Annotated in this window: 14 protein-coding genes; 6 read left to right on the top strand and 8 right to left on the bottom strand. The window is 66.9% G+C overall.

The annotated features are described in order from the left end of the window. Positions 1-5: 5 nt before the first annotated feature. Genes BO1_RS52220 through tsaB form a run of 4 tightly spaced genes read right to left on the bottom strand, consistent with a single transcriptional unit; the run spans position 6 to position 3505 of the window. Entirely contained in the window at positions 6-1166 is a 1161-nt protein-coding gene (locus BO1_RS52220; protein ID WP_063744699.1) for a DUF1853 family protein, read from the bottom strand. Beyond that, positions 1163-2209, bottom strand: a complete 1047-nt coding sequence (locus BO1_RS22410; protein ID WP_028219469.1) for a uracil-DNA glycosylase — start codon at positions 2207-2209, stop codon at positions 1163-1165. Before BO1_RS22410 ends, BO1_RS52220 begins: the two co-directional genes overlap by 4 nt. Continuing rightward, on the bottom strand, positions 2196-2690 hold the full coding sequence (rimI, locus tag BO1_RS22405; RefSeq protein ID WP_028219468.1) for a ribosomal protein S18-alanine N-acetyltransferase: 495 nt from the start codon (positions 2688-2690) through the stop codon (positions 2196-2198). The genes BO1_RS22410 and rimI overlap by 14 nt, the downstream gene beginning before the upstream one ends. After that, positions 2687-3505: a tRNA (adenosine(37)-N6)-threonylcarbamoyltransferase complex dimerization subunit type 1 TsaB gene (tsaB, locus tag BO1_RS22400; protein ID WP_028219467.1), complete on the bottom strand. Its 819-nt coding sequence runs from the start codon at positions 3503-3505 to the stop codon at positions 2687-2689. Before tsaB ends, rimI begins: the two co-directional genes overlap by 4 nt. A gap of 163 nt (positions 3506-3668) precedes the next feature. On the opposite strand from tsaB, the gene BO1_RS22395 reads away from it, so the two are divergent. The 3 genes from BO1_RS22395 to aceA all read left to right on the top strand — a co-directional run bounded on the left by BO1_RS22395 (position 3669) and on the right by aceA (position 7955). Further along, positions 3669-3938: an acyl-CoA-binding protein gene (locus tag BO1_RS22395; protein ID WP_028219466.1), complete on the top strand. Its 270-nt coding sequence runs from the start codon at positions 3669-3671 to the stop codon at positions 3936-3938. Between the two features lie 545 nt (positions 3939-4483). Then, entirely contained in the window at positions 4484-6217 is a 1734-nt protein-coding gene (locus BO1_RS22390) for a DEAD/DEAH box helicase (protein WP_028219465.1), read from the top strand. Positions 6218-6647: 430 nt separating this feature from the next. Beyond that, positions 6648-7955 (top strand): isocitrate lyase, encoded by a 1308-nt coding sequence (gene aceA, locus BO1_RS22385; protein ID WP_028219464.1) that lies wholly within the window; start codon positions 6648-6650, stop codon positions 7953-7955. Between the two features lie 278 nt (positions 7956-8233). Here the strand turns inward: aceA and BO1_RS22380 are convergent, their stop codons facing one another. Next, positions 8234-8668, bottom strand: a complete 435-nt coding sequence (locus BO1_RS22380; protein ID WP_028219463.1) for a universal stress protein — start codon at positions 8666-8668, stop codon at positions 8234-8236. Between the two features lie 238 nt (positions 8669-8906). After that, the gene (locus tag BO1_RS22375) at positions 8907-9818 is read right to left on the bottom strand and encodes a LysR family transcriptional regulator (RefSeq protein WP_028219462.1); all 912 of its coding nucleotides are present in this window, start codon (positions 9816-9818) and stop codon (positions 8907-8909) included. Between the two features lie 168 nt (positions 9819-9986). Between BO1_RS22375 and BO1_RS22370 the strand changes: the two genes are divergently transcribed. Beyond that, on the top strand, positions 9987-10766 hold the full coding sequence (locus BO1_RS22370) for a haloacid dehalogenase type II (protein WP_084688112.1): 780 nt from the start codon (positions 9987-9989) through the stop codon (positions 10764-10766). Between the two features lie 58 nt (positions 10767-10824). Beyond that, positions 10825-12417, top strand: a complete 1593-nt coding sequence (aceB, locus tag BO1_RS22365; protein WP_028219460.1) for a malate synthase A — start codon at positions 10825-10827, stop codon at positions 12415-12417. Positions 12418-12529: 112 nt separating this feature from the next. Here aceB and BO1_RS22360 read toward each other — a convergent pair whose 3' ends face one another. Continuing rightward, complete coding sequence (locus tag BO1_RS22360) at positions 12530-12931, bottom strand: gamma-glutamylcyclotransferase family protein (RefSeq protein WP_028219459.1); 402 nt, start codon at positions 12929-12931, stop codon at positions 12530-12532. A 136-nt stretch (positions 12932-13067) separates the two neighbouring features. On the opposite strand from BO1_RS22360, the gene BO1_RS22355 reads away from it, so the two are divergent. Beyond that, the gene (locus BO1_RS22355; RefSeq protein ID WP_028219458.1) at positions 13068-13979 is read left to right on the top strand and encodes an AraC family transcriptional regulator; all 912 of its coding nucleotides are present in this window, start codon (positions 13068-13070) and stop codon (positions 13977-13979) included. Between the two features lie 66 nt (positions 13980-14045). Here the strand turns inward: BO1_RS22355 and BO1_RS22350 are convergent, their stop codons facing one another. Continuing rightward, positions 14046-14510: a GNAT family N-acetyltransferase gene (locus BO1_RS22350; RefSeq protein ID WP_028219457.1), complete on the bottom strand. Its 465-nt coding sequence runs from the start codon at positions 14508-14510 to the stop codon at positions 14046-14048. Positions 14511-14665 lie beyond the last annotated feature (155 nt).

Here is a 14665-nt window from a genome sequence, read left to right as displayed (position 1 = left end):
TGGCGTCACGGACGCGCGAACGCCCGTGCGCGCGCCGGCCAGTCGTCGGGGACGATGAAACCGCGCGAGCGCTCGACGTAGCCACCTGCGCCATCGGCGTTAAAGGCGGCGACCATCGCCGGCTCGTGGGGTCGCGTGAGGCTGGCGCATAACGTCGCGGCCGGCACGGGCGCGGCCACGGCTGTACGGGCTGCGAGGGTGTCTTCTTCCGCGCCGCGGCGCTCCCCGGGCGCGTGACTGCCCGCATTGCGGCCGTTCCCTTGCGGATCGCCGACTTGGCTGTTAGTTGCAAACGCAGCGCGCTCGTCAAACCCCTCCGCGCGCGGTGGCTCAGACCGGATGCGCCGTGGCGCAAGCCAGGCGAGCCGCGGCAGTGCGCTCCAGCCGTCCACGCCCTCGCGCTCCGCAAAATCGGCCCAGTCGGCGTGCGTGACCCACCAGCCGCGCCCATGCCTTGCGGCAAGTTCCGGCGGATCGCCCGGCGTCGCACCCGCGCCCTTCCCCGCGCGATAGAAAAGCCATCCCTTCACGAACATCTGCGCGAGCCACGGTCCCTCATAGCCCAGCCACGCAAACTCGTCGCGCGCGCTCAAGCGCAGTTGGTGATCGACCAGATGCGCAAGCTTCAGATCAAAGCGGTCGCGCAGGTTCGGCCCGACGAAATCGGCGAGCCTTGGCGCCGCGCCCTCCTCCAGGCCGGCGTGCAAGTAGCACTTCACCGCCAGCTCCCAATGCAGACGTTGCGCATCGCTCGTCTGCACGAGGAAATCGCACTCGCCAAGCGTGAGACCCGCACGGCGCAGCGCGACGTTCGCCGCAACGAGCCGGGGCGCCGGCCCATGGGCGAGATACCAGCCGAGCAGTGTTTCGGCGTAACGGCCGAGGCGCGTGACGCGCGTCGCGTCCAGCGCGGCGTGCAAAGGTGCGGGATCGCGGTCGAGTTGCGTGAGCCAGGCGGCTGCGGCACAGGCCTCCTCATCGCCAGCCCACGGGTCGGCAAGCGGCGCCTCGGGTTGCGCGCGCAACAAATCGGCACTAAACAGCAGCCATGCGAGATCGCGCACGGCTGGATCGCCGAACCGCTCGTAGAGCGCGTCGAATGGCGGCCGGCCGCAGCCTGCGGCGGACTGGCCGCCCGGGGCGTCCGCAGGCCGCCTCGCCCTCATCGCTCGCCGCCTCCGGCCGCGCGCCAGGTGTCGCGGGCGAGGCACAGGTCGGCCCAGGCCTTCGACTTGTCGTGCAGGCTGCGCAGCAAATACGCCGGGTGATACGAGACGATCACGGGCACGCCTTCGTACTCGTGCACGCGCCCGCGCAGCGAGGCGATGCTGCCCTCGGTCTTGAGCAGGCTTTGCGCGGCAAAGCGCCCGAGGGCGACGATGATCTTCGGCTTCACGAGCGCCACCTGGCGCTGCAGATAAGGCTCGCAGCGCGCGACCTCGTCCGGCTCCGGATTGCGGTTGCCGGGCGGACGGCATTTGATGACGTTCGCGATATAGACGTTCTCGCCGCGTGCGAGCGACAGCGAGCGCAGCATGTTGTCGAGCAGCTTGCCCGCCTGGCCGACAAAGGGCTCGCCGAGACGGTCTTCGTTCTCGCCCGGCGCCTCGCCGATCAGCATCCATTCCGCCGAGCGATCGCCCACGCCGAACACGGTGTTGGTGCGCTTTTCGCACAGGCGGCAACGCGTGCAGGATGCGACGCGCTCGGCGAGCGCATCCCAGTCGAGCGTCGCGACGTCGTCGCGCGGCGCGCGCACAGGCACCGGTTCATGCGGCAGCGACGGCTCGGGCACGGCATCGAACCAGGCGAAATCGTCTTCGGTCAGCGGCGGGGGTTCCTCCGGCCCGGCCTGCATGGGCTCGGAGGCTGCACGCCCGGACGGCGCCTGCGGCTCGGCCGCTTGCGCGAAGGCGTCCGGTTCGGGTGCTTGCGCCGCGACGCGCGGCGCGACGGGCTGTAGCGGCGCATCTGTCCGCTGCTGCGCTTGCGCGACAGCGCGATCGGAAAAGCTATCGCTGGCCGCGCTCACGGATTGAGCCGCTGGTCGCGGCACCGCTGCCACTGCTGCCACCGCGGCAGCCGCCTCGGGCGCCGCATCCGCGGCGCGCTCAGCGTTCGGCGCGGCGGATTGTGCCGCCGGCATGCCCTTGCGCACCCAGCGCGGCGCGAGGCCGAGTTCTTCCAGCGCGATCTCATCGAGCGGCATCCGCGCCCTCCAGTGCAAAAGTGAAACGCATCACGATCGCGTCTTCACGCGTGTGATGGCGAGCCGGATAGTAGTTCTTGCGCCGCCCGATGGTGACGAAGCCGAACTGCTCGTAGAGCCGGATCGCCCGGTGATTTGACGGCCGCACCTCGAGCAACAGCCCTTCGAGCTGCTGTGCACGCGCGATGCGCACGCCTTCGCGCAGCAGCGCCAGGCCCGCGCCGGCGCCCTGCGCCTGCGGCGCGACGCACAGGTTCAGCAGATGCATCTCGTCGACGACCGGCATCAGCACGCAATAGCCGATCAGCGTCCCCGTCACATGACGCATGCACAGGCCAAAGTAGCCGTTGCGCAGCGAGTCCTCGAAGTTGCCGCGCGACCACGGGAATTCGTAGGCGGATCTTTCGATGATCACGACCTCGTCGAGGTCGCTCTCGGTCATCTGCGAGAGGTAGCGGTCCGTCATCAACACGCCGCTCATCGTCCGCCCTCGCGGCTCGTGTCCGGTGCCGCGCCCTGCGCCGCCTTTGCGGCCATGCGCTCGGCCGTGGTCTGCGCGACCTTGTTGCGCACGTATTCGGGCGCGGCCTCGTCGGCGCGCAGCGTGCGGCCCGCCCGGAACGCGCGCAGCGCGGCGTGGGCGAGCGGCAGCGCGTGCGGCAGGGCCTCGGCGTCGATGCTGCGGGCCATCGTCGAGGCGACGAGGCGCGCGCCGAACGCCGCCGCGGCGTTGCCCGCGAGCGTGAACGGCTCGTCGGGCGCGACGATGGCCTCGGGCGCGTCGAGCGATGCCGGCCGCAGCGTGCGCCAGTCGTGCGCGGCCGCATCCCAGGCGTAGTCGGCCCAGTACGCTTCATCCATGCGCGCGTCGAGCGCCGCGAGCACGCGCGTCGCCGCCGGATCGCGCATGCGCGCGGCCTCGGCACAGACGAGCAGCGTGCTCACAGGGACCACCGGAATGTCGAGGCCAAACGCGAGACCCTGGGCGACTCCCGTGGCGGTGCGCAGGCCGGTGAAGGAGCCCGGGCCCGATCCAAAGGCGATCGCGTCGCACTCGGCGAGCGTGAGCCCCGCCTCGGCCAGCAACTCGCCGATGGCGGGCAAGAGCCGGGTGCTCGAGACGGCGCCGGTCGCTTCGTGGCGCATCCAGACGCTCAACTCGGGCGGCGCCTCGCGCCCGGCGCCGGCGCCGCCGGCGGAACCGGCCGCGCCGCTGACAGGCGCGGCGGCGCGAAGCAAGGCGACCGAGCAGTATTCGGTCGAGGTATCGAGGGCAAGCAGCACAGTTTCAGTCATGACCGCTATTGTAATGCGCCGCCTTCACGCAGTCGCCGGCCAGGCATGCCCCATGCACCGGCTCCATCGGCCCCACTAGAATGGAGCAATGGTTCCAGCCCCGTATCGAATGGCGCTGCTACCATCGCCGGGCTGTCCCGATCATCCAGTGGAGGAAAAAACAATGAGCGATGTGAACGCCCGATTCGACCAGGCCCAGCAAGACGTGCAAGCGTTGCCGGAGCGCCCGGGCAACCTGACGCTGCTGCGCCTGTACGCGCTCTTCAAGCAGGCCACCGAAGGCGATGTGCACGGCGACAAGCCGGGCTTCACCGACATCGTCGGCAAGTACAAGTACGAGGCGTGGGCCGCGCTGCAAGGCACCGCGCAGGACACCGCGAAGACGCAATACGTCGAGCTCGTCGAATCGCTCAAGAGCGGCGACGCGAGCTAAAACCGCCGAGCGCCACCCTGCCGCGCCCGTGCGCTCGCAATACGCCGGGCGGGACAGGGCCACGCCGCGCTGGGCCGGGCTGGGCCGGGCTGGGCCGGGCCCACTGCATCCTCGCTGCGCACCGGCTTCGCGCTGATTGCGCCCTGAATATTTAGCGATCGCGCCCTTTTCTCATCGCGCCTTTCGATCCGCCCGGCCACATCTTTACGTATGGTTGTCACAATCGCTGGCGCGCTGCAACAAAACGAGATACAATACGCGCTGCGTTGCGCTCCGGTCGCCTCTGCGATCAGCAAAACGCCACGTAGCGTTAAGCTCCAATCCAGTTTAGAACCTGTCCCCTCCTGCCGTGGCCCTGTTTTCGGGCCGTCAAGTATCAGGCTGGCGGTTGGCCAATCCCGGCTAAGCCGCACCCAAAACAGCTTCTAACGAAAATCCGCCCCAGTGTGCGGATTGCCCCCGTTTTTCGATTTGATTGCAAAATCCGACGACTTGGGTATGCCGATTGGCGCCGACGTTCTATTTCCTGTGTACCAAGGATTTTCATGACTTCGAGCAATACCCAAAGCCCCCTCGACGCGATTGCCAACGACGCCCTCGGTCTCGACGCCGCCGCCGCTTCCCCTGAAGCCGCCGTGCAAGCCGACGAGACCCCCACGGGTCCGACGTTCGCATCGCTCGGTCTGTCGCCGGAGATCGTCTCCGCGCTGACCGCGGCGGGTTACAAGGCCCCGACGCCCGTGCAGGAACGCGCCATTCCTGCCGCCATCGCCGGCCGCGACCTGCTGGTCTCCAGCCCGACCGGTTCGGGCAAGACCGCTGCCTTCATGCTGCCCGCGATCGAACGTTTCGCGCAGATGCAAAAGGCGCAAGCCGCTCAACCGCGCGAACCGCGCCCGCAAGGCCAGCAAGGCCAGGCCGACCGCCGCCAGCGCCGTCCGCAACCGGTCGCGCGCCCCGGCCTGCTCGTGCTCACGCCCACGCGCGAGCTCGCCATGCAGGTGACCACCGCCGCGTCGACGTACGGCCAGCATCTGCGCCGTCTGCGCACGGTCAGCATTCTCGGCGGCGTGGCCTACGGCCAGCAGCTCATGCTGCTCGCGAAGAACCCCGAGATTCTCGTGGCGACGCCGGGCCGTCTGCTCGATCACCTCGAGCGCGGCCGTATCGACCTGTCCGAGCTGAAGATGCTCGTGCTCGACGAAGCCGACCGCATGCTCGACATGGGCTTCATCGACGATATCGACACGATCGTGGCCGCCACGCCCGAGTCGCGTCAGACGATGCTGTTCTCGGCCACGCTCGACGGCAAGATCGCGTCGATCACGGGCCGCCTGCTGAAGGATCCCGAGCGCATCGAGATCGTGCGCAAGGTCGAGGCGAACTCGAACATCGCTCAGACCGTGCACTACGTCGACGACCGCGACCACAAGGATCGCCTGCTCGACCACCTGCTGCGCGATGAGAGCCTCGATCAGGCCGTCGTGTTTACGGCGACCAAGATGGACGCCGACCAGCTCGCAGGCAAGCTCGCCGACGCCGGCTTCGAATCCGCCGCGCTGCACGGCGACCTGCCGCAAGGCGCGCGTAACCGCACGATCCGTGCGCTGCGCGAGCGCCGCGTGCGCGTGCTCGTCGCGACCGACGTCGCGGCGCGCGGCATCGACATCCCGGGCATCACGCACGTCTTCAACTACGACCTGCCGAAGTTCGCGGAAGACTACGTGCACCGTATCGGCCGTACGGGCCGCGCGGGCCGTTCGGGCGTCGCGGTGAGCCTCGTGCATCACGCCGAGCAAGGCGCGCTCAAGCGCATCGAGCGCTTCGTGCGCGCACCGCTGCCGGTCAACGTGATCGAAGGCTTCGAGCCGCGCAAGGCGCCGCCCTCGAACCGCGGCTTTGGCGGCCGCGGCCGTCCGGGCGGCGGCAATGGCGGCGGCCGCCGCTTCGGCGGCAACGGTAACGGCAAGCCCGGTGGCTATGGCAACCGCGGCGGCAACGGCGGCGAGCGCAGCTACGGCGACCGTCCGCAAGGCGAGCGCAGCTTTGGCGACCGTTCCAACGGCGAGCGCAACGGCAATAGCTGGGGCAACCGCTCGGAAGGCTCGCGTGGCGGCTACGGCCAGCGTGAAGGCGGCTACGGCGCCTCGCGCGGCGAAGGCAACGGCAACAACCGCGGCGGCTACGGCCAGCCGCGCGGCGACGGCTATGGCCGCTCGCGTGAAGGCTACAGCGCGCGCCGCAACGACGGCCCGCGTGGCGCGCGTCGCGACAGCTAAGCGCGCTCCAGCGGCGCAGGTGGAACACGGCTTCCACTTGCCGCCAGCGTCAAAATGAAAGACCGGTGCTTCGTCACCGGTCTTTTTTTGTCCGCAGTCAATATTTCATGATGTGAAAAATTTTTTTGCTTCGTAAAAAATCGTGCTGCGCGGCACAATGACCCTCATTGCAAGATGGAAAATTCCGTTTCTTATCGCGAAATGAATTCCATAAGCAATTGATTTTATTGATTAAAAAACCCTGAAAATTCCCCATTGCCTGCCTGTTGCGGGGCGATCGATTTGCCTAGACTCTTATATAAGAGTTCACGAATCGAAACGCCCCGGCGCAGTCCCCAAAGCGTCCCCTTCGCGAAGCTCAGCGGCTCAGCAGTTCCGTTTCAGCAGTTCACCTATCAGCGCATTTATCAGGTCAATGAAGGAGCACATCATGTCGACTCGTCAAGAGCAAGCACAGCAACTCCAACAGCAATGGGAAACGGATCCGCGCTGGAAGGGCGTCAAGCGCAACTACACGGCTGAAGACGTGGTGCGCCTGCGCGGTTCGATCCAGCCTGAGCACACGCTCGCGAAGAACGGCGCCGAAAAGCTCTGGAAAGGCGTGAACACGGAGCCCTTCATCAACGCGCTCGGCGCGCTCACGGGCAACCAGGCCATGCAGCAGGTGAAGGCGGGCCTGAAGGCCATCTACCTCTCGGGCTGGCAAGTCGCGGGCGACGCCAATCTCGCGGGCGAAATGTATCCCGACCAGTCGCTCTACCCGGCCAACTCGGTGCCGCAGGTAGTCAAGCGTATCAACAACACGCTCACGCGCGCCGACCAGATCCAGTGGTCCGAAGGCAAGAACCCGGGCGACGAAGGCTACACCGACTTCTTCCAGCCGATCGTGGCCGACGCTGAAGCGGGCTTCGGCGGCGTGCTGAACGCGTTCGAGTTGATGAAGGCGATGATCGAAGCGGGCGCCGCCGGCGTGCACTTCGAAGACCAGCTCGCCTCGGTGAAGAAGTGCGGCCACATGGGCGGCAAGGTGCTCGTGCCGACGCGCGAGAACATCGCCAAGCTGACGGCCGCGCGTCTGGCCGCCGACGTCTGCGGCGTGCCGACCGTGCTGCTCGCGCGCACCGACGCCGAAGCCGCCGACCTCGTCACCTCGGACATCGACGATAACGACAAGCCGTTCCTCACCGGCGAGCGCACTGTCGAAGGCTTCTTCCGCACGCGCAACGGTCTCGAGCAGTCGATCTCGCGCGGCCTCGCCTACGCGCCGTACGCCGACATGATCTGGTGCGAAACGGGCAAGCCGGATCTCGAGTTCGCGAAGCAGTTCGCGGAAGCGATCCAGAAGGAATACCCCGGCAAGATGCTCGCCTACAACTGCTCGCCGTCGTTCAACTGGAAGAAGAACCTCGACGACGCGACGATCGCGAAGTTCCAGCGCGAGCTGGGCGCGATGGGCTACAAGTTCCAGTTCATCACGCTGGCGGGCTTCCACTCGCTGAACTATTCGATGTTCAACCTCGCGCACGGCTATGCGCGCCAGAACATGAGCGCGTTCGTCGAGCTGCAGCAGGCCGAGTTCGCCGCCGCCGAAAAGGGCTTCACGGCCGTGAAGCACCAGCGCGAGGTGGGCACGGGCTACTTCGACGCCGTGACGCAGACGGTCGAGCGCGAAGCGTCGACCACGGCGCTGCACGGCTCGACGGAAGACGAGCAGTTCTTCGACAAGAAAGTGGCGTAAGACCCCATGACGGGGGCACGCCCCCCGCTCGTTTCTGGCGCCGGACGCACGGCGCGGCGGCCGGCTCGCATGTCCTTGGCGGGGGCGTGCCGGACGCCGCCACCGCCGCACGAGCGCCAGTCGTCGCGCACCAGGTCTCGCAAGCGCGACCTGGCGCGACGAAGCAAGCCAAGGAAGGCGCATGGACATCGGCCGTGCATGTCCATGCGCCGACTGCGGCAGGCACGAGCACGAGCGCCGCAGATGCAAATCGCAAGCAGCCGGCAAGCGGCCGCGCGCTATCGATAAACGATCACCGGAATCTTCGTATGCGTGAGCACGCGCTGCGTCTCGCTGCCGATCAACAGGCTGCCCAGACCGCGCCGCCCGTGCGAAGCCATGAATATCACGTCGCAGCCGCAGTTTTCGGCGGCTTCGATAATGCCGAGGTACGGCGAAGGATGCACGCTGGTGCAGGTATCGCAGGTGACGCCCACGCTGTGCGCCGCCTCCTCCACTTCCTGTAGATGGATGCGCGCCTCGCGCTCGCTGCGGGACTGGAAGTCGCCGGGCAGCTCGATCACGACGTCGGCGTAAGGCGAGTACGGATATTGCGGCAGACACGCGTAGGCCGTCACGCGGGCGCCCACGGTCCTCGCAAGGTCGATCGCGCCGTCGATCGCCTTCTTCGACAGGTCGGTGCCGTCGGTCGGCACGAGGATGTGCTTGAACATGGCGCCCTCCGTGTTCATCTGCGGCTCCGGTCGGCCTGGCACGCGCCACGGCTTCGTGCTACGCGCGCCGGGAAGCCCCGCGCCGGGAAGCCCCGCGCCGGGAAGCCCTGAAATCGATTGTAGTGCGCGAATAAACGGTGCACGGCGCACATGCGGGCATCTCCCCATATCGGAAACGCGGATGGATCTTCCCGCACGGGAGCAGCAAGAAGAAGCGCGAACACCCTGCACCAGGGACTCAGTCCTGGCCCCAGTAACCCGGCTGACCGTAGGTATGCTTGAGAAAGTCGAGAAAGAGGCGCACGCGCAACGGCAGGTGCCGGCGCTGCGGAAAAACGGCATGAATGCCGATGGGCGGCGCCGCGTACGCGTCGAGCACGCTCGCGAGCCGGCCCGCCGCGATGTCCTCCCCGACTTCCCACCACGAGCGCCAGGCGAGGCCATAGCCTTCGAGACACCATTCGTGGAGCACCGCGCCGTCCGAGCATTCCATCGTGCCGGAGACGCGGATCGACACCACCTTGTCGTCCTGCTGAAAGGTCCAGCCGCGCTGCTGGTTCGCGCTGCTCGCGCCGAGCGCGAGACAGTTGTGGCGCGCGAGATCGGCCAGCGTCTCGGGTGCGCCGCGCCGCGACAGGTACGCGGGCGAGGCCACGCAGACGCGCCGGTTTTCGCCGAGCTTGAGCGAGACGAGCGACGAATCGGGCAGCTCGCCCAGCCGCACCGCGCAGTCGAAACCCTCGTTGACGAGGTCGACGAGGCGGTCCGAGAGGTCGAGCGTGGTCGTCACGTCGGGATGCGCCGACGTGAAATCGGGCACGAGCGGCGCCACGTGGCGCCTGCCGAAGCCCGCCGGCGCCGAGACGCGCAGGTGCCCGCTCGCCTTCACGCCGCCCGCGGAGACGCTGGCCTCCGCGTTCTGCATGTCGTGAATGATGCGCTGGCAGTCTTCGAGGAACGCCGAGCCCTCGAACGTCAGCGTAATGCGCCGGGTGGTGCGCACGAAGAGCTTCACGCCCAGCCGCTCTTCGAGCGCGTCGATACGACGGCCGATGATCGCGGGCGCGACGCCCTCGGCCTGCGCGGCCGCGGAAAGACTGCCCTTCGCGGCGACGTTGGCGAAGGTCTCGATTTGTTTGAAGCGATCCATCGGAAAACGAAGAAAACGGAATTACAGAACGTGCTTGATGGCAAAGATCTGCCCGGCCACCAGATTAGGTGGGTAAAAGTAAAAGATCAAGTGATCATTCCCGTCTTTTTCAGTGCCAGGGCTCATGAATACAATTCATCCCGACCTCTGATGATGGAGTGCAAGGCTATGTCGGCCACAACGACACCCCGATTCCCCAAGGCTGTGATCTTCGACGCGTACGGCACGCTCTTCGACGTGCACTCGGTCGTCGCCGCAGCCGAGCAGATGTTCCCCGGCCACGGCGATGCGCTCTCGCAGCTCTGGCGCGCGAAGCAGATCGAATACACGCAGTTGCGCACGCTCTCGGACCCCGCTGGCGCGCGCTACCGCCCCTTCTGGGACGTCACGCTCGATGCGCTGCGCTACGCCGCGCGCCGCCTGAACCTGTCGCTCTCCGGCGCGGGCGAGAAGCGTCTGATGGACGAATACGCCTGCCTCTCGGCCTTCCCCGACGTGCTGCCCGTGCTGCGCCGCCTGCGCGAGCCGCGCGAGGACGGCACGCGCATGGGCCTCGCCATCCTCTCGAACGGCAATCCGCAGATGCTCGACATCGCGGTGAAGAGCGCCGGCATGAACGGCCTGTTCGACCACGTTCTCTCGGTCGATGCCGTGCGTGCCTACAAGCCGGCCGCAGCAGCGTACGCGCTCGGCACCGCCGCGTTCGACGCCGCGGCGCGCGAGCTCGTGTTCGTCTCGTCGAACGGCTGGGACGCTGCGGGCGCCGGCTGGTTCGGCTACACCACCTTCTGGATCAACCGCCAGCGACTGCCCGCCGAAGAACTCGGCGTGCCGCCGCATGGCACCGGCGGCGGCATGGCAGAACTCGCCGCCTTTCTCGAAACCGCTGTGCCCGCAGAGCGAAGCCGCCCCGCGCCCCAGCCCGGGCGCGCGACGAAACCGTCCTGACCCGCACAGCCATTACAACCACCGCATTAGAGTCTGACCGACCAAGGAGCAAGCAATCATGGCGAACACGTTGAACCTGCCGCAAGGCATGCAGATCACGGGCGAAATCAAGCCCGGCTTCGAAACGATCCTCACGCCCGAAGCGCTCGAGCTCGTCGCGCAGTTGCACCGCGCATTCGAGCCGCGCCGGCAGGAACGGCTCAAGGCGCGCGCCGAGCGCACCAGGCGCCTCGACGCCGGCGAGCGCCCCGACTTCCTGGCCGAAACGAAGTCGATCCGCGAAGGCGACTGGAAGATCGCCCCGCTGCCGAAGGATCTCGAATGCCGTCGCGTCGAAATCACGGGTCCGGTCGAGCGCAAGATGATCATCAACGCGCTGAATTCCGGTGCGGACTCCTACATGACCGACTTCGAGGACTCGAACGCGCCGGGCTGGGACAACCAGATCACCGGTCAGATCAACCTCAAGGACGCCGTGCGCCGCACCATCTCGCTCGAGCAGAACGGCAAGACCTACAAGCTCAACGAGAAGACCGCCACGCTGATCGTGCGTCCGCGCGGCTGGCACCTCGACGAGAAGCATGTCACGGTCGACGGCCAGCGCGTCTCGGGCGGCATTTTCGACCTCGCGCTCTATCTGTTCCACAACGCGAAGGAACTGCTCGCGCGCGGCACGGGCCCCTACTTCTATCTGCCGAAGATGGAGAGCCACCTCGAAGCGCGCCTGTGGAACGACATCTTCATCGCGGCGCAGGAAAGCGTGGGCATCCCGCGCGGCACGATCCGCGCCACGGTGCTGATCGAGACGATCCTCGCGACGTTCGAGATGGACGAAATCCTCTATGAACTGCGCGAGCACAGCTCGGGCCTGAACGCCGGCCGCTGGGACTACATCTTCTCGGCGATCAAGAAGTTCAAGAACGACAAGGACTTCTGCCTTGCGGAGCGCTCGCAGATCACCATGACGGTGCCGTTCATGCGCGCCTACGCGCTCGAACTGCTCAAGACCTGCCATCGCCGCAACGCACCGGCCATCGGCGGCATGAGCGCGCTGATCCCGATCAAGAACGACCCCGCGGCGAACGACAAGGCCATGGGCGGCGTGCGTTCGGACAAGGCACGCGACGCAGGCGACGGCTACGACGGCGGCTGGGTGGCCCACCCGGGCCTCGTGCCCATCGCGATGGAAGAGTTCGTGAAGGTGCTCGGCGACAAGCCGAACCAGATCGGCAAGCAGCGCCCCGACGTCAATGTGACAAGCAAGGACCTGCTCGACTTCCGTCCCGAAGCGCCGATCACCGAAGCGGGCCTGCGCAACAACATCAACGTGGGCATTCACTACCTGGGCTCGTGGCTCGCAGGCAATGGCTGCGTGCCGATCCACAACCTGATGGAAGACGCGGCGACCGCGGAAATCTCGCGTGCGCAGGTCTGGCAGTGGATCCGCTCGCCCAAGGGCAAGCTCGACGACGGCCGCAAGGTCACGGCCGAGCTCGTGCGCGAACTGATCCCGCAGGAGCTCGACAAGGTGAAGGCCTCGGTCGGCGGCGACACGAAGCCGTACGAACGCGCTGGGCAGATCTTCGAAGAGATGTCGACGTCGGAGAACTTCGTCGACTTCCTGACGCTGCCGCTCTACGAAGAAATCTGATCGTTCGCGCTGCTTGACGATTAGTCGATGAAAAAGGCCCGGCGGATGCAAGTCCGCCGGGCCTTCGTGCTTCTGCGCAGCGCGTTTGCGCGCGTGGTGTCTCTGATGGTGGCTAGCGCCCGAGACGGTGCGCCACCCAGTCGCCGCCGTGAATCTGCGGACGCCCCTTCACCGCATGACGCGCGACCGGATAGAACAGGCACTCGAGCTGCTCACCCTGCACTTCCACGTTCACCTTTTGCGCGGCGAACATCCCGTCGACGCCGGGATACACCTGCTCGATTTCATCGAGCACGGCTACGAGCGCATCGTCGACCTCGTAGACTTCACCGATCACCGCCGCGGCCTGCGGATCGGCAATCATGCCCGGGTAGGCTCCGAAGTCGAACAGGTGGCCCGCCACTGCCGTGCGGCCGACGAGGCGCGGCTGCCCGATCCCATTGCGCGCCGCGGCGAGATTGATGTCGTTGATCTCGCCCGCGCGCAGCGTGCCGTAGATGAATACGTACTTCATTGCCTGTGTTCCTCGCTCCTGATCTGATTGCCTGTTGCCGCAGCATTATGCGCCCCCGCCGATGCATCTGGGCACACGCTCACGAAGGCACCGACACACGCCTACAATGGTGCGGACAGAAACGCCCGGACCCGCCATGCCTTTCTCCTCGCTCGCCACCACGCTTCCTGCCGAGCTCGCCGACATTCCGCCCGAATTCGCGCCGACGCCTGCGCACCCCATCCTCGTGCGCTCCCGGCCCATGGCTGCCGGCGTGCGCATCGCGCTGCATACGCACGCGTGGGCACAGCTCGCCTATGCGTCGCGTGGGGTCTTGCGCATGGCGACGCCGGGCACGACGTGGATGGTTCCGCCTTCGCGGGCGATCTGGGTGCCGCCGTTCATCACGCATGAGGTGGCGATCGTCGAGGATGCGTTTCTGCGCACGCTCTATGTCGACGCATCGGTCATCCCGCCCGGGCTCGACGCCTGCCGCGTGGTGGAAGTGTCAGGCCTGCTGCGCGAGGCGATCGCCGCGTTCGACGAACGCGCTATCGGCCCGGCGCGCGAGCGCCTGCTGGGCGCCATCGCGCTCGACGAGATCACGCGCTCGGCGCCGCTGCCGCTCTCCGTGCCGATGCCCGAGGAAAAGCGCTTGCGCTCGCTGTGCGAGGCGCTGCTCGCCGATCCCGCTGCTCCGGGTTCGCTCGAATACTGGGCCGAGCACGTAGGCGCGAGCACGCGCACGATCGCGCGGTTGTTCCGGCAGGAGCTCGGTGTGAGTTTTTCGCAGTGGCGCCAGCAGGCGATCCTCGCGCGGGCGATTCCGCTGTTGAACCAGGGCAAGCCCATGGCCATCGTGGCGCAAGAGCTCGGCTATCAGAGCCAGAGCGCGTTTTCAGCCATGTTCCGGCGCGCGTTTGGTGAGAGCCCGCGCGCGTTCATTGCGCGGGGAACGGGCGAGCGCGAATCCGATCCGCATGAGGAAGGCGCCGCGACCGAAGGAGCAACCGACGCGCCGAATGCCGCAACGCCGACTGGATCCGGGACCGCGCGCCGCGACGCCTGAGGAGGCACCAGATACGCTCGCTGAGCGCTACGGCAGCCCTCAGGGCCGATGAACCGTGCGAGTGCGTCAGACCAGCCGCGTCATATGCCGGATCGAGCCAAGCCGCGCGAGGCGCGGCCCCGCTACCCGATAGCCCATGCGCAAATAGAGCCGCGCCGCGGGGTTGTCGACGAACACGCGCAGCTGCAGCTCGCGCAGGCCACGCTCGCGCGCCCAGCGATGCGACATGTCGAGCAGGAAGGTCCCCGCGCCGTTGCCGCGATAGCCCTCGGCGATCTGCACGTCGCGGATGTGCAGCGAATCGCCCTCCTGCGTCACGCGCAGCACGCCGATGGCCTCACCATCGAGCTCGAGAATGAAATTCTCCGATTCGCGATAGCTGGCGAGAAAGAGGTCACCGCGCCAGATCAGATGATGCCGCTGGTAATAGCCCCCCATGTTCCGGCGCGTCAGCGACTCGGCGAACTCGAAATCGGCCATGGTGGCGTGACGTAGCTGGAAACGCGACGGGATGTCGTTCGGTGCGAACATGGCAGGCAACGCGGCGAAACGCCGAAATTCGAAAGTTCCGACAACGCTACGATAACGCGCCCGCTCAGGCAATGGCCGTTTGTCCGTATCCGGGTGGCTGAGGAAAGTGAAGGAGAAATAGAAAAAGCCCGCTGGAAATCCAGCGGGCTTTGATT

The sequence above is a fragment of the Paraburkholderia oxyphila NBRC 105797 genome (genome assembly GCF_000685075.1).
GTDB lineage: Bacteria > Pseudomonadota > Gammaproteobacteria > Burkholderiales > Burkholderiaceae > Paraburkholderia > Paraburkholderia oxyphila.
Note: the sequence above shows the minus strand (reverse complement) of the source record. Positions and strands in the feature narration are given on the sequence as shown.

Coding starts and splice junctions, on each gene's coding strand:
- BO1_RS22380 (WP_028219463.1), bottom strand. CDS start 8,668: ATGTTCAAGCACATCCTCGTGCCGACCGACGGCACCGACCTGTCGAAG.
- rimI (WP_028219468.1), bottom strand. CDS start 2,690: ATGAGCGGCGTGTTGATGACGGACCGCTACCTCTCGCAGATGACCGAG.
- BO1_RS52220 (WP_063744699.1), bottom strand. CDS start 1,166: ATGAGGGCGAGGCGGCCTGCGGACGCCCCGGGCGGCCAGTCCGCCGCA.
- BO1_RS22355 (WP_028219458.1), top strand. CDS start 13,068: ATGCCTTTCTCCTCGCTCGCCACCACGCTTCCTGCCGAGCTCGCCGAC.
- BO1_RS22390 (WP_028219465.1), top strand. CDS start 4,484: ATGACTTCGAGCAATACCCAAAGCCCCCTCGACGCGATTGCCAACGAC.
- aceA (WP_028219464.1), top strand. CDS start 6,648: ATGTCGACTCGTCAAGAGCAAGCACAGCAACTCCAACAGCAATGGGAA.
- BO1_RS22350 (WP_028219457.1), bottom strand. CDS start 14,510: ATGTTCGCACCGAACGACATCCCGTCGCGTTTCCAGCTACGTCACGCC.
- tsaB (WP_028219467.1), bottom strand. CDS start 3,505: ATGACTGAAACTGTGCTGCTTGCCCTCGATACCTCGACCGAATACTGC.
- aceB (WP_028219460.1), top strand. CDS start 10,825: ATGGCGAACACGTTGAACCTGCCGCAAGGCATGCAGATCACGGGCGAA.
- BO1_RS22375 (WP_028219462.1), bottom strand. CDS start 9,818: ATGGATCGCTTCAAACAAATCGAGACCTTCGCCAACGTCGCCGCGAAG.
- BO1_RS22410 (WP_028219469.1), bottom strand. CDS start 2,209: ATGCCGCTCGATGAGATCGCGCTGGAAGAACTCGGCCTCGCGCCGCGC.
- BO1_RS22360 (WP_028219459.1), bottom strand. CDS start 12,931: ATGAAGTACGTATTCATCTACGGCACGCTGCGCGCGGGCGAGATCAAC.
- BO1_RS22370 (WP_084688112.1), top strand. CDS start 9,987: ATGTCGGCCACAACGACACCCCGATTCCCCAAGGCTGTGATCTTCGAC.
- BO1_RS22395 (WP_028219466.1), top strand. CDS start 3,669: ATGAGCGATGTGAACGCCCGATTCGACCAGGCCCAGCAAGACGTGCAA.